General features: G+C 41.5%; 23 protein-coding genes. 5 read left to right on the forward strand and 18 right to left on the reverse strand.

Annotated elements, in window-relative coordinates:
- Nucleotides 1-5: 5 nt before the first annotated feature.
- The 9 genes from R8P61_07375 to R8P61_07415 form a co-directional block, all read right to left on the reverse strand.
- On the reverse strand, nucleotides 6-533 hold the full coding sequence (locus R8P61_07375) for a hypothetical protein (protein ID MDW3646864.1): 528 nt from the start codon (nucleotides 531-533) through the stop codon (nucleotides 6-8).
- 2 nt (nucleotides 534-535) lie between these two features.
- Nucleotides 536-1096: an AAA family ATPase gene (locus R8P61_07380; protein MDW3646865.1), complete on the reverse strand. Its 561-nt coding sequence runs from the start codon at nucleotides 1094-1096 to the stop codon at nucleotides 536-538.
- 11 nt (nucleotides 1097-1107) lie between these two features.
- Nucleotides 1108-1713, reverse strand: a complete 606-nt coding sequence (locus R8P61_07385; protein ID MDW3646866.1) for a peroxidase-related enzyme — start codon at nucleotides 1711-1713, stop codon at nucleotides 1108-1110.
- A 67-nt stretch (nucleotides 1714-1780) separates the two neighbouring features.
- Entirely contained in the window at nucleotides 1781-3250 is a 1470-nt protein-coding gene (locus R8P61_07390) for a hypothetical protein (protein ID MDW3646867.1), read from the reverse strand.
- Between the two features lie 99 nt (nucleotides 3251-3349).
- Nucleotides 3350-4024: a hypothetical protein gene (locus R8P61_07395; protein ID MDW3646868.1), complete on the reverse strand. Its 675-nt coding sequence runs from the start codon at nucleotides 4022-4024 to the stop codon at nucleotides 3350-3352.
- 188 nt (nucleotides 4025-4212) lie between these two features.
- Nucleotides 4213-5178, reverse strand: a complete 966-nt coding sequence (locus R8P61_07400) for an NAD(P)-dependent oxidoreductase (protein MDW3646869.1) — start codon at nucleotides 5176-5178, stop codon at nucleotides 4213-4215.
- An 84-nt stretch (nucleotides 5179-5262) separates the two neighbouring features.
- Nucleotides 5263-6231, reverse strand: a complete 969-nt coding sequence (locus tag R8P61_07405; protein ID MDW3646870.1) for an L-threonylcarbamoyladenylate synthase — start codon at nucleotides 6229-6231, stop codon at nucleotides 5263-5265.
- Between the two features lie 6 nt (nucleotides 6232-6237).
- Entirely contained in the window at nucleotides 6238-6909 is a 672-nt protein-coding gene (rpiA, locus tag R8P61_07410) for a ribose-5-phosphate isomerase RpiA (GenBank protein MDW3646871.1), read from the reverse strand.
- A gap of 125 nt (nucleotides 6910-7034) precedes the next feature.
- Complete coding sequence (locus R8P61_07415; GenBank protein MDW3646872.1) at nucleotides 7035-8351, reverse strand: deoxyribodipyrimidine photo-lyase; 1317 nt, start codon at nucleotides 8349-8351, stop codon at nucleotides 7035-7037.
- A gap of 102 nt (nucleotides 8352-8453) precedes the next feature.
- Here R8P61_07415 and R8P61_07420 point away from each other — a divergent pair, with 102 nt between their 5' ends.
- Nucleotides 8454-9005: a UbiX family flavin prenyltransferase gene (locus tag R8P61_07420; protein ID MDW3646873.1), complete on the forward strand. Its 552-nt coding sequence runs from the start codon at nucleotides 8454-8456 to the stop codon at nucleotides 9003-9005.
- 358 nt (nucleotides 9006-9363) lie between these two features.
- Nucleotides 9364-9690 carry a DUF3467 domain-containing protein gene (locus R8P61_07425; GenBank protein ID MDW3646874.1) on the forward strand — a complete coding sequence of 109 codons (327 nt, stop codon included), beginning with the start codon at nucleotides 9364-9366 and terminating at the stop codon, nucleotides 9688-9690.
- A gap of 6 nt (nucleotides 9691-9696) precedes the next feature.
- Here the strand turns inward: R8P61_07425 and R8P61_07430 are convergent, their stop codons facing one another.
- Nucleotides 9697-10869 carry a tetratricopeptide repeat protein gene (locus R8P61_07430; GenBank protein MDW3646875.1) on the reverse strand — a complete coding sequence of 391 codons (1173 nt, stop codon included), beginning with the start codon at nucleotides 10867-10869 and terminating at the stop codon, nucleotides 9697-9699.
- 170 nt (nucleotides 10870-11039) lie between these two features.
- Here R8P61_07430 and R8P61_07435 point away from each other — a divergent pair, with 170 nt between their 5' ends.
- Nucleotides 11040-13373: a T9SS type A sorting domain-containing protein gene (locus R8P61_07435; protein ID MDW3646876.1), complete on the forward strand. Its 2334-nt coding sequence runs from the start codon at nucleotides 11040-11042 to the stop codon at nucleotides 13371-13373.
- 596 nt (nucleotides 13374-13969) lie between these two features.
- On the forward strand, nucleotides 13970-14164 hold the full coding sequence (locus R8P61_07440) for a hypothetical protein (GenBank protein ID MDW3646877.1): 195 nt from the start codon (nucleotides 13970-13972) through the stop codon (nucleotides 14162-14164).
- Nucleotides 14165-14336: 172 nt separating this feature from the next.
- Here R8P61_07440 and R8P61_07445 read toward each other — a convergent pair whose 3' ends face one another.
- On the reverse strand, nucleotides 14337-14651 hold the full coding sequence (locus R8P61_07445; protein MDW3646878.1) for a YbjQ family protein: 315 nt from the start codon (nucleotides 14649-14651) through the stop codon (nucleotides 14337-14339).
- Nucleotides 14652-14838: 187 nt separating this feature from the next.
- On the opposite strand from R8P61_07445, the gene R8P61_07450 reads away from it, so the two are divergent.
- The gene (locus tag R8P61_07450; GenBank protein ID MDW3646879.1) at nucleotides 14839-15306 is read left to right on the forward strand and encodes a hypothetical protein; all 468 of its coding nucleotides are present in this window, start codon (nucleotides 14839-14841) and stop codon (nucleotides 15304-15306) included.
- 99 nt (nucleotides 15307-15405) lie between these two features.
- On the opposite strand, the gene R8P61_07455 is transcribed toward R8P61_07450, so the two are convergent.
- The 7 genes from R8P61_07455 to R8P61_07485 all read right to left on the reverse strand — a co-directional run bounded on the left by R8P61_07455 (nucleotide 15406) and on the right by R8P61_07485 (nucleotide 22529).
- Nucleotides 15406-16461 (reverse strand): nucleoid-associated protein, encoded by a 1056-nt coding sequence (locus tag R8P61_07455; GenBank protein MDW3646880.1) that lies wholly within the window; start codon nucleotides 16459-16461, stop codon nucleotides 15406-15408.
- Nucleotides 16462-16561: 100 nt separating this feature from the next.
- The gene (locus R8P61_07460) at nucleotides 16562-17293 is read right to left on the reverse strand and encodes a hypothetical protein (protein MDW3646881.1); all 732 of its coding nucleotides are present in this window, start codon (nucleotides 17291-17293) and stop codon (nucleotides 16562-16564) included.
- Nucleotides 17294-17323: 30 nt separating this feature from the next.
- On the reverse strand, nucleotides 17324-18052 hold the full coding sequence (locus tag R8P61_07465) for a hypothetical protein (GenBank protein MDW3646882.1): 729 nt from the start codon (nucleotides 18050-18052) through the stop codon (nucleotides 17324-17326).
- A 27-nt stretch (nucleotides 18053-18079) separates the two neighbouring features.
- Complete coding sequence (locus R8P61_07470; GenBank protein MDW3646883.1) at nucleotides 18080-18808, reverse strand: hypothetical protein; 729 nt, start codon at nucleotides 18806-18808, stop codon at nucleotides 18080-18082.
- A gap of 19 nt (nucleotides 18809-18827) precedes the next feature.
- Complete coding sequence (locus R8P61_07475) at nucleotides 18828-20360, reverse strand: NAD(P)H-hydrate dehydratase (protein ID MDW3646884.1); 1533 nt, start codon at nucleotides 20358-20360, stop codon at nucleotides 18828-18830.
- A gap of 18 nt (nucleotides 20361-20378) precedes the next feature.
- The gene (locus R8P61_07480) at nucleotides 20379-21779 is read right to left on the reverse strand and encodes a TlpA disulfide reductase family protein (protein MDW3646885.1); all 1401 of its coding nucleotides are present in this window, start codon (nucleotides 21777-21779) and stop codon (nucleotides 20379-20381) included.
- A 54-nt stretch (nucleotides 21780-21833) separates the two neighbouring features.
- The gene (locus R8P61_07485; GenBank protein ID MDW3646886.1) at nucleotides 21834-22529 is read right to left on the reverse strand and encodes an NUDIX domain-containing protein; all 696 of its coding nucleotides are present in this window, start codon (nucleotides 22527-22529) and stop codon (nucleotides 21834-21836) included.
- Nucleotides 22530-22546 lie beyond the last annotated feature (17 nt).

The following is a 22546-nucleotide window of genomic DNA, read 5'->3' on the forward strand; positions in this document are numbered from 1 at the left end:
AAGCCTTAGGTAAATTCTATTTCATCTTTCACTTCCTGATGGATATTCCTTTGCTTGAAGATATAATACCAACCCATAAGTTTCCAGAAGGCTTTGGCGTACCAGGCCAGGGTATGATTCTGTAATTCTGCCGTTTCTCTGACTCTTGTCCTGTCAAAATCATCATAAAACTCCAGGCGAAAAAAGATGTCAATACCCAGATGCTTTTTCATGAAGATAAAAGTCTCGGCATCATCTTCCAGGCTACTATCACTTTTATCTACGATATCGGTAAACTTGATCGAAAGATCTATCAATACCTCTTCTTGTATTTCCAGGGTTTCTATTTCATAGGAACTGATAGATTCTCGGTCTCCAATCACGAGTTCCATTTTTTCTCCTTCTTCCAAATAGGGATTGTCTTCATCAGAATTGAGTACTACCTCATCCGAACTGTCTTTGAAGAAACGGATTAAATAGGCTTTCTGAAGAAAGTATTCATATACTTTGCTCAGATCCTGTTTGAAGTGATAGGTGTACTCGTAAAATACCATATTTATAATTGGAAATGCTGCGCTATCTGTTTTGCAGCTTCTTCGGGATTTAAGTCATTATTGTTGATTTTGAGATATTTTTTGCCTTCAAACTCTCCTTCATGGCTATTGAAACGATACTGCTCTTCATGTTTAAGCAATACCATTTCGCTTCTTTCTACATCTCTCTTGGAGGCTTTTTCAGCCAGCCTTAGTGGATGCCGATTTCTAATAAGCCGCGTATCAAGGTCTGCCTCCAGCTCTACATAAATCACATCAGCTCCCTTTTGTTCATAAATTTCAATAAAATCATCCAGGTAGGCTTTATCTGAAGGATCGTCCAGGGCCCATACAAAGGTGAAGACTACCCCTTTTAGATCACTTTCCGCAATTTCCCTTAGAATCATTTCACGTATGCCTTTATTCAAATTCTCAAAACCTCCTTCATCAAAGTCAAAGAAGTTTAGCACCAATTCAATGGACATGTGGTTATGAAAGAGTTTAAGCCCAGTTTTTTCCGCTAAAGCCTTTCCCACAGACATCTTTCCTACAGCAGGTGGTCCAAATAGAATTAAAAAAGTCATATTTTCTATGATTAGCTATGTCCCCAACTATTGGGATCGTCGCTGTTGTTTGGGGAAAGACCGATGATATCACCTTCTGTATTTACCCCAAGACCGACTACCATCCGATTGACATAATTGAAGTAGCTGACAACCTGGTTTATTTCCAGAATTTCTCCATCAGAAAATCCCGCTTGCCTCAATGCCTTTATATGGTCCTCTTTGATATCATAATGAGCAAGTGTCAACATCCGGGCATATTGGATGCCAGCCAGATCTTTAGCCGAAAAGGCTATATCCATCTGATCTTTCTTGACGGCTTGCATAATCTCCAAAGACCGTTGATCATCATCAATCAAGCGCTTCATGCCTATATAATGATGAGCGACACAATAATCGCACCTATTCAAATAACTCGTATAGACCCCCAGGGCTTCGAGATACCATTTGGGAAGGCTATTATTGCTATTGTGCAGGACGTTTTTGTACAAGGTCATATGTCCCAGCATACTATGAGGACGCAGGCTATGTACACTCAATACATTGTCAATATTATTGTTGGGTCCTTTAACCCGATCATACAATTTTTTTAAGGCTCCCTTAGCTTCTTCGTAAGGTATTTCTTCTATCCAGCTCATACTATTTATTGAGTGGACAAACTATTTAAAAATGATGAATAACGGTAATCCTTTTTCCAGCAAATACTCAACGGCTGAGAAATTTTTCTATTTTTTCCGGATCTGAAATAGATAGTATCGGAATGCCCCTTTTGGTATTATGCTTTAAGCCTTTAGGTATGCTGATCTTCAAGTCCAGGATTTCCCCTCTCACTATATACTTTTCAAAAGATGCCATTGCCTTGGGACCGAGGTATTTATTCAGGACATCTTTAAATAGATTATGATCAAATTTTGCATCATCAAGCCTATGGCATCTATCTAGGATTTCCCGCATGATATCATCCAGGCTTTTATCCTCATGGTTTTGCTTCATGAGGTTGTCCAGATGAAAGGCATAGATCATTCCTCTCCTATATGGCAATTTCTCATAATTTCTATCTGACCAGAACTTTTCATAGGTAATGCTATCATTTCTAGCTTCTCTGACCGGCGAGCCATAATGGGGGCGCAGGACTTCCTCATTCATGAGTTTTATGTATTCTTTTAGGCTAATAACTCCATTTCGGAGCATCAGCTTATAGGTATAATAGTCTGTAAAGCCTTCGCTAAACCAGTATTGCAATTCTTCATCCCGGTTTTCAATCTTGTGTCCGATCCAGTTGTGAAGTAGCTCGTGGAAATAGAGATACTTTACCCTCCAGAACTCTACATATTTATTATTGCTGACGAAAGTAGCAAAGGATTGACTCAAACCTGTACCTCCCAGAGAGTAGCCTCTTTTTTCATTTGTAGGGATCATGGTCACGGAAAACATACTGTCTGTATAATCCTGCCAGAAATCTTTATGGGAACGGATCGCAATATTGAGGACTTCATTTACCTTATCTTCTTCAAAGGGTATCCAATCTCCTCGCGTGACAAAATGGATGTCATTTCCATTGATTACACTGGTGTATCTCCGGAAGTCTCCTCCTACGAAAATGGAAGAACCTAATTCTGCCTGGGTAAGTTGTAGCCTCTGACATTTTTCTGTTCCAAAGCTATTGTGAATGAGGTATCCTTCAGGTACATTCCAATCGAAGATGAAATTTACTTCTGATGAATCGAAATCAAAGCTTCCATAGGGGTATATAAAAAGACGATTACCAAAGGTGTGAAAATAAGTTTCCTGAATGATAGGGCGATAGGTGTGATGATTCATGATTATTCCCCCTTTATCCTGAATGGATTTATAGGTAAAGGTGAACTTCTGATTGGGCTTATGCCGAATGAAGATCATATTGCTATCCGGCTTGGCTTCAATTTCGAGAGCAGGAGGAAAACTTTCCAGTCCTGTTAGCGTTCTGTACAGGCTGTCTTCACCCCAGCGATTGTCCTGAAAGTTTAGACGAACAATGCCTTGCTCATCGGCTTCAAGATCAAGAGATACGGATAAAGCATGCATCCCATCCTCTTCAGTGGGTTCAATGGTATAATGATAAGTGGTCTCTTTTTTTATTTCCTGGCATGATAAAAACAGGACCAGGAATAGTAGATAGCTTAGGGCCTTCTGCATGGATCGGTATGTGTTGCTTATCATACCCTTACGCGATCATGCCGTTTCTGTTGTGCCTTTCTGTAAAATGAAGGAGGAATTAAATAAAATTTAACAGATTTAGCCTCCTACAAAATGTCTGCACATGTCTTTGATCTTGTCGACGCTGATCTCCAGGGCTTGTTCTGACTTATAAAAAATACGGATTCTTGTTGCTATCCCCTTCATGGTATAAGAGGGGAATCTGTGTTCCATCCGCAGGATCAAACCGCCATCTGCTTCTGAACCATAGAATTGCCAATTGTACGCTATATGATCCTTATAGGTCTTGGGAGATATCTTGATCTCTTTACTTACCATATACTGATTCCACATCTGTTTGGACTTGTATTCTATGACCTTGCAGCTATGCTGCATAACCTCTTCATTTGTTTCATAGATGTTGAAATATATGATAGAGTCTGTTGGAACTCCATAATCCAGACAATTGTCTTCAAATCGTGAATTTGTCTGACTTAAAGCAGAATTTGTTTCACTTAGGTAATAATAGCTAATGGTATCTTCTGCAGAAAAGAAGCGACTCTGGTAATTGTCGAGGTCATAGCGGAAAACCCCTTTCTGAGGTTTTGCTGCTGATAGCGAATCCTTATCCAGTATATCGCTTTCGTAGCTATATTGATACTCGATCTCTCCCTGAAAATATGGGAAACTTTCCTCATAAGCTTTTTGCGTACAGGAAAATAGTTGGAGGACCAATAGTAGTTGCAGTACAGGAATGATTGCTTTGCCAGCCATGAAGAATTTACTTCTTTTGGTTCAAATATATTGCTTATTAGAGCCAGACGTCCAATTCTATGGTTTAGAAGGCAAGAATACTACCTAACTAGTCCAATTTATCTGCCGAATAGACCGGTGCATCGTAATAAATATATCTCCTTTAGCGATTTTATTATTTGATGAATAATTTAGCTGGAGGTCACAATCTATAACTTCACGGGCCAGAGAAACTCTTTGGTTTTCAGGAAATGTTCGATCTGTTGAACACTCTGCTCGGATTTTCTCTCAACTCCTTCTTCCGTATTAAAGGCATTGTGAGGGGTGCAGATTACGTTGCCATGCTTGGTCAGTTCGAGGGTAGCCTGCACACCAGGATTATCGCTGGAAGTTCCTTCTCGAAGTGCAACCCCCAGAGCTTTCTCTTCATAGTAAGCATCCAGTGCAACACCACCTAGGTGTCCTTCTTCAATCAATTTCAACAAAACAGGACTTGGAGAAAGTTCTCCTCTTGAAATGTTGATGAAAAGAGTGCCTTTTTTCGCCTTTTTCAGGAGATCATAGGTAAAGTAGCCTTCATTTTCCTGGCGTAGGTCCATCGCACAAACAATGATATCTGCCTGGCTGATTCCTTCCTCAACTTTTACATAAGTCTCATTGGGATATTTTACTTCAAGATCCACACAAAGAACCTTCATGCCCATACCATGACCTATATTCACGACTTGCCCTCCGATATTCCCTACTCCAACAACCAAAAGTGTCTTTCCTTCTGTCTCCTGACCTGTAATGCCATCTCTATGGAAAGTTTTGAATTGCTCTACTTGTTGGACAAACTTCCTTTGCAGCGCCAACCACATCAGCAAAGCCTGCTCAGCCACTGCTCTATGACAATAAAGGGGAAGATGACCACATGCCAATTCTTTCCCAGTCAATCTCATATAGGCTTTCAAATGGTCAAAACCAGTACTTCGAGAAAGAATCGCATCAAGACTATCCGCCCATTCAGCAGGAATACTGGATTGGGTACGAATACTAATGATGGGTGCGGGAGGAGTATCAGCGCCATATTCCTGAATAGTCTTCCAGGTAAATCCGGCTTTGATATGATCGGGGAGGTAGTGTTTTAGAGCAGCTTGTTCTTCTTCAAATGCTTCGTAGAAAAATACGTCCATGGGAAATTGTGTATGTGCTTAATATGATGCAATAAAGCAATCAGGAATGGTTTTACCTAACTCCCCGGAGGATTCTCTGCAAGATCAAAGGATTCTGGTCTCAGCGGCTCTCCGCAGACGATCATTGATCGCTTTTCCCAGACCGGTATCTGGCACTTCTTCTGCCAGGATTATTTGAAGCCCCATATTGTCTAGCTCACGCATAGTAGCAAAAAGTTCATGGGCCGCTTCATGAAGATCTCCGGTTATGGAAAGGGTTCTTTGGTTTTGTGCCGGAACTCCATCATACATTTTGCTGAAAGAAAGGACTCCGGTTTTGTTTGCGTTTATTCGAGGGATGGTAGTGGCTATATCACAAAGCAACAATTGAGTGTTAGGCGCATAGTGACTTTTGAGCATACCGGGTGCTTGAGGCTTTCTGCTAGCTACCAGTTTCATATTCAAGGGTCCGACGATAGATTCTATATCTTCCATAGGAGTTCCTCCAAATCTGTACACCTCGGCTTGGCCTAACTCATTAAAGCCAATGATGGTAGATTCTATGCCGATTGCGCTGGGGCCTCCATCAAGGATATAGGGTATTTTATCCCCCAATTGCTCTTGTACATGTCTAGCATTGGTGGGGCTTATATAGCCAAATGGATTTGCACTGGGAGCTGCCAGGGGAAATTCTATAGCAGAAAGCAATTCCAGGCTCATCGGATGATTAGGGATGCGGACAGCTACCAGAGGGCTGCCGGCTGTTACAAGATCAGGAATGATCTCATTTCTTTGAAGTAGCAAGGTAAGGGGCCCTGGCCATAAAGCATCGGCCAAATCAATGGCAACCTGTGGAATTTCCTTTACAAAATTCCTGATTTTATCCAGACTATTGGTATGTACGATAAGGGGATTAAAACTGGGCCGATCTTTCACTTCGAAAATTCGGCTGATCCCATGTACGTCATACGCATTACCTGCGAGTCCATATACGGTCTCTGTCGGGATTGCCACAACTTTTCCCGAAGCCAAAAGTACCGCAGCTCTATCTATGTCTCTTCCAATTTCCGCCATTTGGCATCACGATTTTTCCCACGTTTTTAAGGTGCCATCTGGCTGTGCCATGATGACTTTTGTTGCCATGTCTATAAATAGACCTGTTTCTACTACGCCTAAGAGTAATTTTAGTTGCTTGTCCAAAACTTTAGGGTCATCTATCAGACCAAAATCACAATCGAATATCAAATTGCCATTATCTGTTTTGAATAATTGACCCTCGATTTTGCGGATGTTCACCTTCCCTCCCAAAGCTTCAATTCTCCTTTGGGTTATTTCTGATCCAAAGGGTACTACTTCCACAGGCAAAGTGAAAGCCCCCAATTTCTCTACATATTTCCTGGGATCTGTGATGATGATCAACTCTTTGGAGATTGATGCCACAACTTTTTCTCTGTAAAGGGCTCCTCCACCTCCTTTGATCAATTGGAGGTCATCCGTAAATTCATCTGCTCCATCTATGGTCAAATCCAGCTTGTCCAGTTCTTTAAGGCCGACCAAAGGAATTCCTTCTGACCTGGCCAGATCTTCTGTCGCTTTTGAAGTAGCTGTAGCAAGGATCTCAAGCCCTCCTCTTACCATCTCTCCCACTTTTTTTACCATAAAATAAGCGGTAGATCCGGTTCCCAGACCTATTTTCATCCCGGATTGGATAAATTCAGTTGATTTTTCTCCTGCCAGCTGCTTTGGATTCATGTATCAGAATACGTTAGTCTTATGCGCTTTTTTCAAAGCGCGAATATAGCCAAAAGGAATGGCAATCCCAGTAGAATTCCTACCACTTTGACTTTTAAAACTTACTTGTGGAAAAAAAGCCAGAGTTAGGCTTTTGACTCTGCTCGTCCAAGGGCCATTTTGTAGGCATCCAGGCAACGTTCACGAGCGAATTTATGTTCCACCATAGGTTGAGGATAAAGAGGTGTTCCATACTCAGGAACCCATTTTCGGACATACTTTAGTTTGGGATCAAATTTTTTCATCTGGGATTCGGGATTGAAAATCCGAAAGTAGGGAGCTGCATCGGTTCCACAGCCGGCTGCCCATTGCCAACCTCCACTATTTGAAGCCAATTCGAAATCAAGGAGTTTCTCAGCAAAATAAGCTTCTCCCCATTGCCAGTTCAGAAGTAAATGCTTGGTCAGGAAACTGGCTACTACCATCCGCACTCGATTATGCATATGTCCTGTCGCATTAAGTTCGCGCATACCGGCATCTACCATCGGATATCCTGTTTTCCCTTCACACCACTTTTTAAAATCTTCTTCCTCCTTTCTCCAGGGAATAGCTGCATAGGTAGGACGAAAAGGTTGGTACACAACATGCGGGAAATTCCAGAGGATTTGACTGTAAAATTCTCGCCAGATGAGTTCATTGAGATAGGTGTCATTTAGCGCTTTTGCAACTCTTGCCAGCTTACGGATACTCATGGTCCCAAAACGAAGGTGAACCCCTATTCTAGTCGTTCCTTCTTCTGCCGGGAAGTTTCTTTTCTGATCATATACTTTTATGATTTCTTTATCCGGAATTTTTGGGGGAAAGCTAAGCCCACTGCTTTCAAATCCAATATCCGCCAAAGTAGGTAATTCAATTTTATGGCTTTTCCAGAAGTTTCCGAAATGAACTTCTGTGCCTACATCATTGAGTCTATCTTTGGTCAATTGAGACCTCCACATCCGGGAGTAGGGAGTAAAAACAGTATAAGGTTTATCTGACTTGCTGAGTACTTCATCTTTTTCAAAGATTACGTGATCCCTGAAGTCTTTAAAAGCTATGCCTCGTTCCGCCAGGAATTCGGAAATCTCTTTGTCTCTTTTGATGGCATAGGGTTCGTAATCTCTGTTGGTATAAACTTCGGCTACAGGATATTTTTCCAGCAATTCCTTCCAAACTTCCTCAATGCTTCCATGCATTACCACTAAACTGCTGCCCATCTTAAGCAAGGAAGCCTGGAGATCTTGCAAACACTCATGGATAAATTCTACGCGGCCATCGTTTTTGGGCAATTCATCCAGAATTTCAGGATCGAAAATGAAAATGGGTAAAACCGGATGACCAGAAGTAAGTGCATGAAAGAGCGCGCGATTATCATCTAATCTCAGATCCCTTCTAAACCAATGTATGCTCAGCTTTGTCGACATGAATGTGTAGTTTTTTTGTAAACTGTTAAGGGCTTTGATTTGTTAGGAATTAAAGCACTTATTATTCAGAGAGTTTATCAATCCCAATTTTGAAGATAGTTTATGAAGAAAAAGGTCGTACTGGCAATCACAGGAGCAAGTGGAAGTATTTATGCTAAACGGATGTTGGATCATCTGGAAAAAGAGTCCAATCTCGAATTAGGTATTGTTCTTTCTAAAAATGCCCCGGATGTGTGGAAACATGAATTGGGAGAAGATTTCGATAGCAATTTCCCTGTCTTCGAAAGGAGTAATTATATGGCACCTTTTGCTTCGGGTTCCGCTAAATATATGCACATGGCTATCGTTCCCTGTTCTATGGGTACGCTGGGACGCATAGCTTCCGGCTTTTCAGATGATTTGATTACCCGGGCTGCTGATGTGGTTTTGAAAGAAAGAAGGCAACTGATTTGTATGGTCAGAGATACCCCCCTCAATTTAATCCATATCAATAATATGAAAACAGTCACCGAAGCAGGAGGAATCATCCTGCCAGCCATCCCATCGTTTTATTCCAGGCCTAAGAGTCCTGAAGAAATAGTCGATACAGTGGTCCACCGTATATTAGACCTCATGGGTATAGATCCTAAGACCTATCGATGGGGAGAAGAGTAAAGCAGATGAATAATTAGAAGGACAAAAACCGAGTCATCAAGATCCTGATGGAGGACTCTCAATCCTGTGCTTAAATAAGGAGGCAAATGAAAAAGCCGAAGCCTAAGCTTCGGCATCATTGGAATAAATTGTCGTCGTATGTACTTCTTATTCTTAGTTAAGTAATGAATTCCAGAGTTTGGCCTGGGTAGATACGCAATACTTTTTGCCATGCACATTGAGGCTTAAGCCTCAATTATATTCCTTTTATTTAGTGAATAAACTCAAGGTAGGCGCTCTGCTTTCCAGCCTCTAACAGTATTGTATCACTTTCTGGAATTCTGGGATTTTAATTAAAATATCTTTGTAGTTTTGCCCTATGGACGATCAGCAAAACAAAGCCAACAAAGGACAACAAATCAATATTGAACTTTCCCAGGAAATGGCCCGGGGAGTTTATAGCAATCTTGCCGTAATTTCTCATTCCCACTCTGAATTTATCTTTGATTTCATTCAGGTATTATCCGGAACCCCCAAGGCTGAAGTCCGTTCACGAGTAATCATGACTCCTCAGAATGCCAAGCGTTTGATGATGGCACTAAAGGATAATATGGAGAAATTTGAGCGGGCTCAGGGAGAAATTACCATTCCTGAAAAAGAGATTCAGCTTCCTCCCAATTTTGGTGGCCCCACTGGCTACGCTTAAGACTAGTTATTTCAATCTTTTAAGTCTTGCGCGGACTTTTTCGCGGATATCTTTGTTCTCTTCCAGGTCCAAAGCTGTCTCGTAAGCGATTATTGCTTCTGCTAAGAAGTCCAGTTTTTCCTGACAGAGTCCCAAATGGTACATATTGGCGGGAAGATGAGGATCAGCCTCTACTTTCGCCAACTCTGCCATTTTCATACTTTTTTCAAAGTAGTCAGAAGCTGTTTCATAGTCGAGTTGCTGGCGCATTTTACAGAGTCCGAGATAATGATATACCCGCATCATCAGCAAAGAGGTGTATCGAGACTTGACACTCGTTACCTGATTCTGGTCGAAACCTGACTGGGCTTCAAAATTCCCTTCTATTTTCAATAAAATGCTTGATGCTTTCGAGTATTGATTCGAAAAGATGAGACTTCTTGCATAATCTGCTGCAAACCAGGTGTTGCGGGGATATTTTTTGCTTAGTCGAGCCTTGAGCTTCAAGGCTTCCTCAAAAGATTTCTTTTCCTCCAGATAAATATCACTGAGGTAAAACAAGGCCTCTATCTGTGTAAAATTCTGCGCATCAGAAGCTTTATGCAATTCTTCCAATCCCAACTTTTCATCCCCATCCGGAAAGAATACCATGAAAGGACGGACGTAGCTGTGATCTTCGGGATAAACTGCTGCATAATAATGATAGATTCCTGAGCTAAAGTAAAATTCTGGTGCCTTTGTTCGGAAATCAAAGCCTTGTTCCAGATACTTCAAAGCTTTTCTTCCATTGTTTGCTGCCTTCACCCATTCTCGCTGAAGAATATGTAATCGGGTTTTAAAGGCATAGCCCATGTATTGGAAAAAAGTGTATTCCAGGGCATGATTCTCTCTCTTCTCAAAAGCTTCATTGAGTTCGAGGGAAGTGTTTAATTGTTTGAGGATATACTCATGATAAGCAGGAGTAGTCGAAATATAACTCTGCCACCAGCGATTGAGTGCCAATAAGAAATAAGGACCTGGGTGATCCTCGTATTTGTCTTTAAGTCTGCTGAAAATTTGCTCCCCGGCTTCAAACTCCAGATTGTAAACTTTATCCAATCCTTTCTTGACCTCTCCTCTAAAATACTGATCCTCAAAGACCTGAGCAGGACTTTGAATCGAAAAAAGGAGGAGATATATATAAATAAGCAGCTGACGCATAGAAGCTTTTTATAGGTAAACGAAAATTTGAGGATTTATTCCAAAAAATGCGCAAAATTTTTACAAAAAGAGGCAGGATTCAACAGATGTTGGATTAGAAGAGGAAGCGGAACCTCAATTGATATGAATAGTGGTAAATTTTAATTCGTAAAAAATACGATTTATTAGATATGCTTCAGGCCCGAGAACCGAAACAGATTCGGCAGCTCCTAATCCTTTCTCTCATACTTTACCTGTTTTCGTCTCATGTAATGGGACAGAATACCAAACGCATTCTTGACCCGGAAACTACTAAGGGCGACAGAGCCTTTCTTTATCCAGATCGTCTCACTAAAAATGATACCTGGTCGCCCGAATTTTCCTATAGCCTTTCCGATAGCCTCAATCCGTCTCAACCAATTACCTATCTCCAGGGAATTTGTTGGACGGGCTCGGAATATTGGATTGGTATATGGGGAGGGAGTTATCAGGGCAGCATTTTCCGGGTCGATGCTCAGGGAAGGCGTATTGGTGGATTTAGTATCATAGGGGTAACGGGGATTACAGGTCTTACTCGTGCAGGAGATAAGGTTTATGTAGTAAATGAGAGCGATAAGATATATGAAATCCATAAAGACACTCGACAGCGACTTTCAACTATCACTATCAATGGAAATGCCCGTCCGACTTTTCTCACCTTTTCACCGGAAATTGACAATGGAAACGGAGGCTTTTTTGCAGGAAATTTTGAAATAAATTCTCCTCTGTATGAGATTTCCATGCAGGGCGAATTATTAAAGATCATTCCACCGGAAATACATCAGCAGCGAGTGATGACCGGGGCTGCATATGATACAGTCAGTGCAGGTGGTCCTTATCTCTGGGTTTTTAATCAGGAAGAACCGGGCAATCCATCGGAAGCAGTCATAACGCAGCTGGATGCTTCTAATGGACAGTATACCGGAATCTATAAAGACGTAACGGAGGACTATGGGGATCAATTTAGTGCAGGTGGAGGACTATTTATCTCAGAAAGTGTAGTCAATGGGAAATTGATTCTGGGAGGAGTTTTACAAAGCAGCCCTTCAGATTTCCTAGTTGGTTATGAACTCAATTTTCAAGTTCCCCGAATCGATGCCTCCATAAATAATGTAATCATCAATGAAGGGCTTACGCAAGTTCCCAGTCAGCATAGACCGGAATTCAGTTTCTCGGGAAGCCTGAGCAATAGAGGGATAGATACCCTGGATCAATTGCAAGTCAAACTAGAAATAAAAAGAGAGAATGAATCTGCCGTTCTATTTAGTGATCAGGTCAATTTGGACAAGCTGGCCTATCTATCTGAGGCAAATTTTGAACTCGGACCCTGGAATGGGACAGAAAGCGGCAAATTCATCATTGAAACTCAGGTTCTGACCGGCCAACAGCAAGATGAGTCTTTGGTTAATAATAGCTTCGTTCAGGAATTGGTGATAGGAGATTCTATCATGGCTCTGGATGATGGGAGAGATGCAGGCGTTTTGGGCTTAGGTTTTGGGGCGGAAAATAAAACCTATTTTGGGCAGGTTTTTCCGGCTAAGGAAGAGCTTTTCGACTACCTGACTTCCATTACTTTTAAACTAAGAAATCCCAGAGAAGGCGACCAGATTCAGGCTAGTGTATTCGATATAGATCCGGAAACAGATAGACCGATAGGCGTTCCAGTAGCTAGCACAATCACTTATCAGATTACCAAAATGGATGAGGATAGTGGGGTAGTGTTAAACTTACCTTTGGCTGATGGTCCCTATCCTATTTTTCCGGGTAAATTCTTTGTAGCAGTAAAAGAAGGAGAAAGGCCTTTATCTCTGGTGTATAGTGACAATATTTACAGAGTAGAGGAAAGATTTGTGCGAACAGATACAGTCATAGCCGGAACTCCTTTCAATGGAGACTGGGTAGAAATAGAAGAAATATATGCAGATCCGGTAAAGCCTGCACTGATGATCCGGCCCAACTTTGGCCCTTGTGTACCAACTTATATGACAGGAAACATAAGTGTAAGCGGAGATAGAGGTTCGGGAGATGGAACAGCTACGGTCGAAGTAGAAGGTGCAGGTGGTTCTTATAGCTATCTCTGGGATGATCCTTCTGCTCAGAGCGGAGCTACTGCAACAGGCCTTCTTAAAGATCAGGAGTATTCCGTTACCATCACAGATACTACAGGTTGTACCTTAACACTCAAGAGTGATCCCATCCCCAATTTGGTCAGCATAGACAATCTACCTGGAGCGGGTATTGTAAGTTTGAAAATTCACCCGAATCCGGCCTATGAGGATTTGATAGTAAACTTTGAATTAGATCGTCCGGATCAAGTGGAAGTAAATTTGCTTGATTTAAAAGGGCAGTATTTATTCAGGGATGAGAAGCCAGGGGCTTTCCAGTATCAAAGGAGGATTTACATAAAAGATTATGCGAAGGGGATTTATATTCTGGAAGTGAAGACTAGTAGGGGGAGTTTTAGGGAAAGGATTATGTTGAGGTAAATCGAAGATTTTTTTTGTGGTTTTTTAGGGCTTGTTTCCATCTTTTTTAGAAAAAGATGGAGTCAAAAATCGCAGCGCCAAGAACCATCCGCACAAGCCGCCCCTTTTCCCGATTGGCGCTGCCGGGCCTGCGCGCCTGGGAGTAGGGAAAGGTGTTTGGGTATTAGTGTATTAAGGTGTTAGCGATTGTTATTACCAGGTTACACTTCAACTCTAACACCCTAACACCCTAACACCCTAACACGCAAAAACTCCAATACGTTTTCCTCATGCGCGCCGGGGCCAGGCTGCTGCATCGGGTGCGGGGGCTGGACAGTGCGGCTGGTTTGCAGCAGCTTGATTTTTTGTTTCTTTTTCATCTAAGGAAAAAGAAAAAAGACTAATAAAAACACTTAAGCTTACAAAGCCGTTCCATAGTTCTAAGCAGTTTCGCCAGGAAAAATCTACAATTGGAACCAATTTCAACACGAATAGTAAATTTTTTTCCAACTTTACATCCAAATTGCGGTCTTTACGTAAAATGATTTGATGTTCAAGCTTTATAGCTAAAACATTTTTTGTAAATTGAAGATAATAACCGCTAAAGAGAGAATATTATGAAGTTCGACAAAAACTGGATACTGAAGAGTTACATGAAGCTTCCCCTTGCTGGTAAAGTGATCGTACCTTTCGCAGCTCTGTTTCTGATCAGTGCTTTGATCAAGTCTGTCAAAACCGCTCTGATGCTCGGACTTATTGGCCTGGCAGTATATGTGGTGCTAAAAGCAGTCGACAAAACAGGTTCGAAATAAGGAAGACTCTTCTTTTGAAACCCAAAACCCGCTTAGAAGTTTTTTCTGAGCGGGTTTCGCTTTTATCGAAGATAAGGTGAGTGTTAGGGTGTTTGAGTTTTAGTGTGTTAGCGAAATGAATTCCCATTCTAACACCCTAACACCCTATTACTCAAACACCCTAAAACGGTTACTACCTAAGTTTCACTGCCGTTCCATAAGCCAGAATCTCAGCGGTTCCCGCCATAATCATAGCTGTATTGAAACGTACATTTACCACTGCATCGGCACCTAGCCTTTCTGCATCAGCAATCATACGCCCAATAGCTTCTTCACGTGCCTGAGCTTGTAGTTTGGTGTATTCATTGATCTCTCCTCCGACGAGATTCTTTAATCCGGCAAATATATCTCTACCGACATTTCGGGCTCTAACCGTACTACCGCGCGCAACGCCCAAAGACTCGCTGATTTCTCTTCCGGGGACAGATTCGATGTTTGTAAGTATCATGGGAAAAATTTTGTGGTGAAAAGAAGTTCTATTAATAATGACTCCTTTAATTTTTTAAGGTCTAAAAATAGCCTGTAATAGCTAAAAATCAGGAAAAGCAGAAAAAATTAAAAATTTTTGTTCAGGATTTGTGAAATCTGAATGAAGAATGCGTCTTATTAGTAAGAACAGACACAGAAAAAGAAAAATGATGAAGTATTTGATATATCTCTTGTTGTTGTTACCCTTTTCCGCCCTTGCTCAGGATGCTGAGCCGGTCAGGAAAGAAGTTAAGCTCCTGGTAAAGCAGATGGGTGGTAAGGGGATTGTATATGGAAAATTTGTAGGATTCGCAGGAACTACTCCTAATGAATTCAAAGCTTTCCAACAATTCGTAAAGATTGCGGATAAAGAAGAGATTATGTTTTATTTGGATGATGATGACCCCACGATGCGTGCCTATGCTTTCTGGGCTTTGGCTGTGAGGTTTCCCAAAGAAGCAAGTTTTCAGTATAAAGAACTTAGTTCAGATGATACAGAGATTCAGACCATGATGGGAGGCTGTATTATCAATATAGATAAGGTGGGATCTTTTCGATCATCCATCCTCAAATCTCCCATGGCGGATCTTTTCAAAGAGGAAAGTATTTTGAAATTGCCCGGCTCGAACTTTTAGAAATATTGCAAAATCAATACGGCTTAGCACATCTTGAAAACGTTTCAGCACGACGCATGAAACACAAGTTTAAAAAAGGCGCCTTTCGAGGTGTCTTTTTTAGTCTTCCTCCTCATTGAAATAGATCTTGTAGAAATACATGCCCCTTTGCTCGTCATAGCCTCTTTCCATAAATTCTGCAGATTCGGCGGTATTGCGGGGATTGAGCTTGATCTCTATTTTATTATCCAGCTTGATGATGCTTTTAAATTCTTTCTTCATCTGCCGCACGGCATATTTTGAGATGGGGAATCCTTCTGAAGCAGGGGCAAAGCCGGTTTGTTCTTCGATATTCTGGAGGTAGTGGTCGAAAGCTTCCTTATGCTGCGGAAGTTCCATGGTGGTCTGTTTGAATTCCTCTACATCCAGCTCATCATTTTTGGAGAAATAATTCATGGAGCGATTGAGGAAGACCAATTGATCTTTACGGTCCTGATCCGAAGCCAGGATTTCATCGCAAAAATCCTTGGTGACATTCAAAAAAGTGGAAGTTTGATAGCTATTGTCCTGGATACGGGAAACCTGAAGGAAATCATCCATCCAGTAATGTGTATCCTCTGTACTTTTATCCACCATCATCAAACTAAAGCCATCATTCTCATAGGTTTTAAAAATCAGCACCCCTTTATCCAGTTTTTTGACAGGAACTCCTTGCTCGGCATGCATCTTTAATTGCTCTTCCTCTTCTTCAAATTTCAGATAGAGCTCTTTGTATTCAGATTTGAAGATCCCAATAGCTTCAAGGGGTTGACCATCAACCTCACATTCTCTAAAATGCGCTACATACAATTCTCCCCCCTTGATATGGGGATGAACGGAAATCTCATACAAATGCTGGAGGATAGGATAGCTCAATTCCAGAAACTTCTCTTTGTTTTGGGTGAAAAGTTCCTTCACATAGCGATTCATAGGGTTGAGAGAAAGATCTGAATCGTGGGTGAATTTGAAAAATTCCTCAGCTTTGAAAGGAGTCAGAAAATAATCCTGCAAGGTCAATTGCATCTCCTCATCGAGTTCAAAAAGTTCCTTTGAGGCTATGACTCCTTCATTGCGAACCTTGTTTCCAACTTTGTGTATGGCTAGTGTAGTAAGTCTGGCTTGTGTCAGGTCAAACATATCGCTTCCTCTGAATTAATTCTCTCAATTTTTTATTCGGATAGCGAAGATAGGAATTAGCCTAAATATTTAAGCACAAACTTATCCACTAGCTGTTGAATTACTTTTTTGATGGGCGATTCCACTTTTGAATGAGATTGATTCCAAAGAGATAGGAATATTCTCTGCCTTTTACCCCAAGAACTGCAGGACTTAAAGAACCAAATATTTCAAGCCCTAAATTCTGTCTATTTGAAAAGGAGTATCTCGCTCCTAATTCTATCCATCCAAAGGGAGTAAATTCCCAATCGGCAAAAGCTGATGAAATAAGAAATTCATCAGAAAGAGAGGGACCAATTTGAGTGCCCGGGCTTTCTAACAAAAATCGTTGCTGGAGGCGATCCTGTTGACCCAATTGATAGAATTGGAGCGCGAACCTAACTCCCCATCTGATCTCGAAGAGCGAACGATTGATTTGGTGGACAAATGAGGGATTAAGTTCGAGTTGATAGCTGCCATAATTTCTTTGATAGCTAATTTTTTCTACAAAATTTGCCTGCCTGAAAGCCAGGTATCTGGTTTTTTCGTAAAAAAAACGATTGTAACTAAGTCCGAACTCAAGTTGAATACTGGAAGAAGAATTTTTCAGATGCTGTCCAATTCCTGCCCCTATGACCAGACCTGGCCGTAAGCTTATGGAAGTAAATTGTTGGTCATTGAAGGGCTTACTTTCGGTAAGTGCTTTACTCGCATGACCCATGCTCCGGAGAGAATAAGTTAAATAGCGATAATTTTGGGAGTGTATGGCAGAGATACTAGTTGTAAGCAAGAGGAGAATGAGTAGTGATTTCATGGCCTTGAAGCTTGATGGCTAAAAACAGAATTACTCTTTTGATGGACGATTCCATTTTTGAATCAGAATGATACCAAAAAGATAGGAATACACATGGCCTTCCCCTCTAAAAACAGAGGGACTTAAAGAACCAAAAATTTCCAGCCCCAAATCCCGGGATTCATTGAGCCAGTATTTTGTTCCAAATTCAATCCAGTTAAATAGCTTCCCATTCCAATTGGCAAAGTCTTGTTGGAACCTAATATCTTCAGAAATGGGATTTCCTATTCTGTCGGGAGGAGTAAAGGCATTAGTTGTACTTATATAGTCCACCTCTCCATAACTGTAACTTTGCAGGCTCATTCTATATCCTAATCTTACTTCAAAGGGACTATTTCCTATTGGGTAGACAAAAGAAGGGCTTAACTCTAATTGAAAACTGCTGTATTTCCTTCGAATGCTCGTAAGGGAAATGGATTCATCTAGCTGGTTTAGCGCTGTAAGCAATTGATCATTGAAATGAAGATTATAGCTAAGGCTTATATCTGCCTGAAAGCGTATGGGAGTTTTATTCAAGTGGGTTCCCAGGCCAGCTCCAAGAGCCAGACCGGGCCTTAATTGTTCGAAGGAAATTTGTGCATTATTAAAGCGGTTTTCTTCAGGAAAAGCTCTGTTTGCCTGGCCCATACTTCGGACTGAGTAGCTGAGGTAGCGATAATTTTGTGCCTGAGCTGTAACGAAAGTACAGGCAACAAATAGCAAAAGTAGGTGAGATTTCATGGGGCTAAACTTGAGGAGTGAATCTAATTATTTTGTGTCAGGTCGATCCCATCGCTTTATCAAATGAATCCCGAATATGTAATCATACTCCCATGCTTCCCGACCCCAGATAGATGGGCTGATTCCCCCAAAAACCTCAAGTCCTATATCCTGATTTTTTGAGAACCAGTATTTTGCACCGAATTCCACCCAGCCAAAAATTTCATCACAACAATTATTAAAATTTCCAAATGAACTGAATCTGTCTTCAGTTTTTTCACCCAGGACATTGGGTTCTGGCAGCGAATAAAAAGTCTGAGTAAAGCCAGCTTGGCCAAATCTGGAAATGATGTATCCGGTTCGGAGGCCTAAACGAAGGTCAAGAGGCAATTTGGGAAAGGCGTAAATCACGGATGGACTTATCTCTAAAAGAACGCGCTTTTCACTCCTCTCGGATAGATTTACAGATATAGTCTCTGAATTAAAAGCTGCGGTATAAGAAGTAAGATTGTAGTCTAATGCATAATAACTCAGGGCAGCCCCAAATTGTAGAGAAAGCTTAGAATTAGGGACCTTTTTGCCTATACCTGCTCCTATAGAAAAGCCCGGCTTTATTTGTAAGTCTGTAACCTGATTTTGCCCCAGGAGACCCTGATCAGAGGAAAATTTGGCACCAGTTCCTTTACTTCTTAGGGAAATATCCAGGTATCTATAATTTTGCGATTGGGCTGTAGAGAATGCGAATGTTAGTAAGAGAATGAGTACAGGTGTTTTCATACTTGTGTATTTATGTAGGTTATGTGAAAAAGTCTAAATTTCGGGCGATATCACTAGCAAGCATGCCTTCCTGTCCTAGCTTCTCTGCAGCTTTATCTCCAGCTTTCCCATGCAAAAACACACCCATACAAGCCGCATATCTCCCTTCATAGCTTTGACTCAAAAGTGCACCAATGATCCCGGATAAGATGTCTCCAGAACCCGCCGTAGCCATACCCGGATTTCCATTGGTATTGACAAAACTATGCCCATCCGGACAGCCAATAATGGTGCCTGCGCCTTTAAGAACCAGATTACATCCAAATAGTTTTACAAATCCTTCCGCAATTTCCAATCGCTCATCAAGCATCTTCCTGCTTACTTCTTTGCCACTCATTTCCAGTAGCCGCTTCATCTCTCCGGGATGAGGAGTTAATACAGAATCCTCTGAGAAGCATTTGAATAGTTTGGGAAAGCGAGTCAATAGATTTAATCCATCTGCATCCAGAATATAAGGACAGCGAAGTTTTGGAAGTAATTCTTTAAAAAAAGCAGCAGTCTCTTCTTTCTGACCCATACCCGGCCCAATGACCAGGGCATCTTTCCCTTTGAGTATATCTTCCAAAGAACTCGCATCTTCCTCCACAAGTGTATCCTCCCGAGAACTTGCACGAAAGATGAGCTCTGGGGCCAATTGGTTGCATGCATGTCTGCAAGACTCCGGAGCAAAAACTGTAACCAGCCCAGCTCCGGCTTTAAGAGCAGCAAATCCCGCCAAAGCAATAGCACCAGCATATGCTTTACTTCCCCCTACCAATAATACATGGCCAAAGCTTCCTTTATGAGAATTCTCTGCCCTTTTTTGGTAATGAACTTTCAGCCATTCCTCTTCCAATAAGTAACGTTTGATTCCCAACTTCTCAATAACGGAAGGCCAAAGCCCGATATCAAAAACTTCGGTTTTTCCGCAATACTCAGCTGCCGGATAAACGAATTGACAAACTTTGGGCAATTGGAAAGTCAAGGTATATTCAGCCGGGATTGGGTCATTGATAATTTTTCCTGAGTCTGCACTAAGACCGCTAGGCAGATCAATGGCTACCGTATTCAGCTTTTTTTTGCGGAAAAAGCTAATCATCTCGGCAATTTTTCCACCTAGCGGCTTACTTAGCCCTGTCCCCAACAAACCATCCACCAGGATAGGATTATTCAATGTCTTAAGGCTGACTTGCATCTTCTTTTTGTCCTCCCAAAGCTCATACTCAATCGGCATTTCTGCGAGGATGTCGAAATTGATTTTTGCATCACCGATGTATCGGGAAGGATCATGGCTCAGGATCAATTTGAAGGTTCTGCCATTGAGGTATAAATGACGGGCGATTACCAAGACATCTCCGCCATTATTTCCCGGGCCTGCCAGTAGCACAAAGGCTCTGTTTTCGGGATAGGTGGAAAGGAGAAATTCGGTGCATTTTCGACCGGCTTCTTCCATGAGGATAATACCGGGATAATTGTGTTCTTCAATTTGAATCCGGTCGGCTTCCCGGATTTGCTCTGAATTTGCTAACAACATCCATACAAGTTCTGCAATTTATTTCAAAGCTGCTTCTATTTGCCTGATGACCAATTGAAAATTGCCGGGGCGAGGAGCATAGGCAGAAATGAGCTCTCCGCTTTTGGATATAAGTACATATCTGGGTATGCCACGTATTTGATAGGCCGAACGCAGGGCGGATTCCCATCCACCTGCAAAAAGATGTTTGCCCTTAGGACTCATTTGGTCCCGAGTGTTTTTCCAACGCTCCTCCTTTTCATCCATAGAAACATACAACATCTCAAAATCCTCTTGCTCAGAAAAATGTTCCTCCAAAGCCTGGCTACTGGCTGCTTCTTCCAAACAGGGTTTACACCAACTTGCCCAAAAATCTATATAGAGAACCTTTCCTTTAAAATCATCCAGTTTTAGCCATTTCCCATGCTCATTTTTCAGTTGAAAGTCAGGTGCTTGTGATCCGGCTGAGAGCTTCTCCTTTTTCTTCCTATAATTCTGGATAGTTTTCCAACTTTCACTTTTCCCATAGCTCAGTCTGAATTCTTCCCAGGAGTCAGCGATTTCTGGCAAACGTTCTGCATCTATAGCATCTGCCAAATAGGAAGCCCAAAGGATTTCCTCCACCTTTCCCTGGTACATTTCTTTGAGTTTCTCAATCTCTTCCCGTAGGCCAGGATTATCATTCCCTGCTTTTCTCAATTCAAAACGGACCCAATCTTTGAGAACTGCCCGATGAGTATTCAGATGCAAATAGCGATCTTCTTCAATAGGGATAGTGCCAAGCCCGCTCATAAATGTTAGGGGTAAAGGAGGCAGATCCATACTCCGAGATTTTATTTGGTAAAATCCATGATAATAGATCAGGTCCGAGCCTTTTTTAGCCCGAAACTCTTCCAATTTTTCTCCTACCAATTGCATATTGAGTTTTGCCTCTTTCATATAAGCCCTCATATGATCTACTTTCTCATTGTATATGCGGGAAACATAAATGGAAAAACTATCGGGATCATTTTGAGAGAAATAGCGGAAAAACTCTGCCATGGCGAGGGAGTCTTGAAAACGCAGGTAGTGATCCGCCAGAAAAGTATTTGCAAATGCAGCACTTCCCCTAAATCGAATACTTTTGTCAAAATTTGTCGCATCTAATTCTAGCTGCAATTCCTCCCCAGGCGACATAAATAGCATAGCCTTCTGATCTCCATGCCATAAGCGTAAATTTTTGGCCTCTGCTAAAGGAATTTTTACAGAAAATTTACCTTCCTCATCCAGAACTGCAGGAAAAGCAAGTGTAGATCTGTCCAGAAAATTTTGGGTATAAACCAGTTTTACATGGTCGTCTATTCTATGGCTGATTTGACCACTGATTCGGATAGAATCCTGGCTATGCAAAAGAAGAAAAGGGAGAAAGATGAGCAAGGAGCCAATGAAGCTTCTTTTCATAGATAAGCTTTACTAAGCTTAAATGTACGGAATTTGGAAGGCGGAATAAAAAGTTTAAACGTCAAAAATTAATCCCTTGTTTTGGAGATCATCGTAAATGCCTTTATCAAACTTGAATAGCCTTGCAGCTCTATGGGCTACATTTTCTTCCCACTCATCCAGTTTTACCAGCAAATTCATGCGCTGAATCTTTCTTCTGAAATTGGACTTGTCAAGTTCGATGCCGAGGATGGCTTCGTACAATTTCTGTAATTGTAAAAGGGTGAATTTTTCGGGTAGCAATTCAAATCCAATAGGACGATTTCGAACTTCCCGTCTCAATGTATAAATGGCTTCGTTCAAGATTTCCTGGTGATCAAAAGGAAGCTCAGGACAATCAGACAATAAAAACCATTCCGCAGCCGAGGCATCTTCTCCTGGAGTTAGGGTATAATTCCCCGGTTTCACCAAAGCATAGTACGATAGAGTTATCACACGCTTATCTGGATAGCGCTTCACTTCCCCAAATGCTCTTAGTTGTTTCAGGTAAAGATTTTCTATACCTGTCATCTCATTCAGGATGCGATTGGAGGCCTCATCTATTCCTTCTGAATACAAAATAAAACCCCCAGGAAGGGCCCATGAACCAAAATTAGGTTCAATAGCTCTTTTGATCAGAAGGATTTTTAAATCGTGACTTTCAGCTTCGAAACCAAACACAACACAGTCAATAGAAAGGGGTTCGATTTTATCCAGATGGCTATGGGACATATTGGGAATCTGATATT

It is taken from the genome of Bacteroidia bacterium (genome assembly GCA_033391075.1).
In the GTDB taxonomy this organism is placed as follows: Bacteria; Bacteroidota; Bacteroidia; order J057; family J057; genus JAWPMV01.

What these genes read in the sequence shown, in the direction of transcription:
- R8P61_07425 (MDW3646874.1), top strand. Translation starts at nt 9,364, where the DNA reads ATGGACGATCAGCAAAACAAAGCCAACAAAGGACAACAAATCAATATT.
- R8P61_07390 (MDW3646867.1), bottom strand. Translation starts at nt 3,250, where the DNA reads ATGCAGAAGGCCCTAAGCTATCTACTATTCCTGGTCCTGTTTTTATCA.
- R8P61_07430 (MDW3646875.1), bottom strand. Translation starts at nt 10,869, where the DNA reads ATGCGTCAGCTGCTTATTTATATATATCTCCTCCTTTTTTCGATTCAA.
- R8P61_07475 (MDW3646884.1), bottom strand. Translation starts at nt 20,360, where the DNA reads ATGTTGTTAGCAAATTCAGAGCAAATCCGGGAAGCCGACCGGATTCAA.
- R8P61_07385 (MDW3646866.1), bottom strand. Translation starts at nt 1,713, where the DNA reads ATGAGCTGGATAGAAGAAATACCTTACGAAGAAGCTAAGGGAGCCTTA.
- R8P61_07420 (MDW3646873.1), top strand. Translation starts at nt 8,454, where the DNA reads ATGAAGAAAAAGGTCGTACTGGCAATCACAGGAGCAAGTGGAAGTATT.
- R8P61_07435 (MDW3646876.1), top strand. Translation starts at nt 11,040, where the DNA reads ATGCTTCAGGCCCGAGAACCGAAACAGATTCGGCAGCTCCTAATCCTT.
- R8P61_07375 (MDW3646864.1), bottom strand. Translation starts at nt 533, where the DNA reads ATGGTATTTTACGAGTACACCTATCACTTCAAACAGGATCTGAGCAAA.
- R8P61_07480 (MDW3646885.1), bottom strand. Translation starts at nt 21,779, where the DNA reads ATGAAAAGAAGCTTCATTGGCTCCTTGCTCATCTTTCTCCCTTTTCTT.
- R8P61_07450 (MDW3646879.1), top strand. Translation starts at nt 14,839, where the DNA reads ATGATGAAGTATTTGATATATCTCTTGTTGTTGTTACCCTTTTCCGCC.
- rpiA (MDW3646871.1), bottom strand. Translation starts at nt 6,909, where the DNA reads ATGAATCCAAAGCAGCTGGCAGGAGAAAAATCAACTGAATTTATCCAA.
- R8P61_07440 (MDW3646877.1), top strand. Translation starts at nt 13,970, where the DNA reads ATGAAGTTCGACAAAAACTGGATACTGAAGAGTTACATGAAGCTTCCC.
- R8P61_07485 (MDW3646886.1), bottom strand. Translation starts at nt 22,529, where the DNA reads ATGTCCCATAGCCATCTGGATAAAATCGAACCCCTTTCTATTGACTGT.
- R8P61_07405 (MDW3646870.1), bottom strand. Translation starts at nt 6,231, where the DNA reads ATGGCGGAAATTGGAAGAGACATAGATAGAGCTGCGGTACTTTTGGCT.
- R8P61_07445 (MDW3646878.1), bottom strand. Translation starts at nt 14,651, where the DNA reads ATGATACTTACAAACATCGAATCTGTCCCCGGAAGAGAAATCAGCGAG.
- R8P61_07470 (MDW3646883.1), bottom strand. Translation starts at nt 18,808, where the DNA reads ATGAAAACACCTGTACTCATTCTCTTACTAACATTCGCATTCTCTACA.
- R8P61_07465 (MDW3646882.1), bottom strand. Translation starts at nt 18,052, where the DNA reads ATGAAATCTCACCTACTTTTGCTATTTGTTGCCTGTACTTTCGTTACA.
- R8P61_07415 (MDW3646872.1), bottom strand. Translation starts at nt 8,351, where the DNA reads ATGTCGACAAAGCTGAGCATACATTGGTTTAGAAGGGATCTGAGATTA.
- R8P61_07400 (MDW3646869.1), bottom strand. Translation starts at nt 5,178, where the DNA reads ATGGACGTATTTTTCTACGAAGCATTTGAAGAAGAACAAGCTGCTCTA.
- R8P61_07460 (MDW3646881.1), bottom strand. Translation starts at nt 17,293, where the DNA reads ATGAAATCACTACTCATTCTCCTCTTGCTTACAACTAGTATCTCTGCC.
- R8P61_07395 (MDW3646868.1), bottom strand. Translation starts at nt 4,024, where the DNA reads ATGGCTGGCAAAGCAATCATTCCTGTACTGCAACTACTATTGGTCCTC.
- R8P61_07455 (MDW3646880.1), bottom strand. Translation starts at nt 16,461, where the DNA reads ATGTTTGACCTGACACAAGCCAGACTTACTACACTAGCCATACACAAA.
- R8P61_07380 (MDW3646865.1), bottom strand. Translation starts at nt 1,096, where the DNA reads ATGACTTTTTTAATTCTATTTGGACCACCTGCTGTAGGAAAGATGTCT.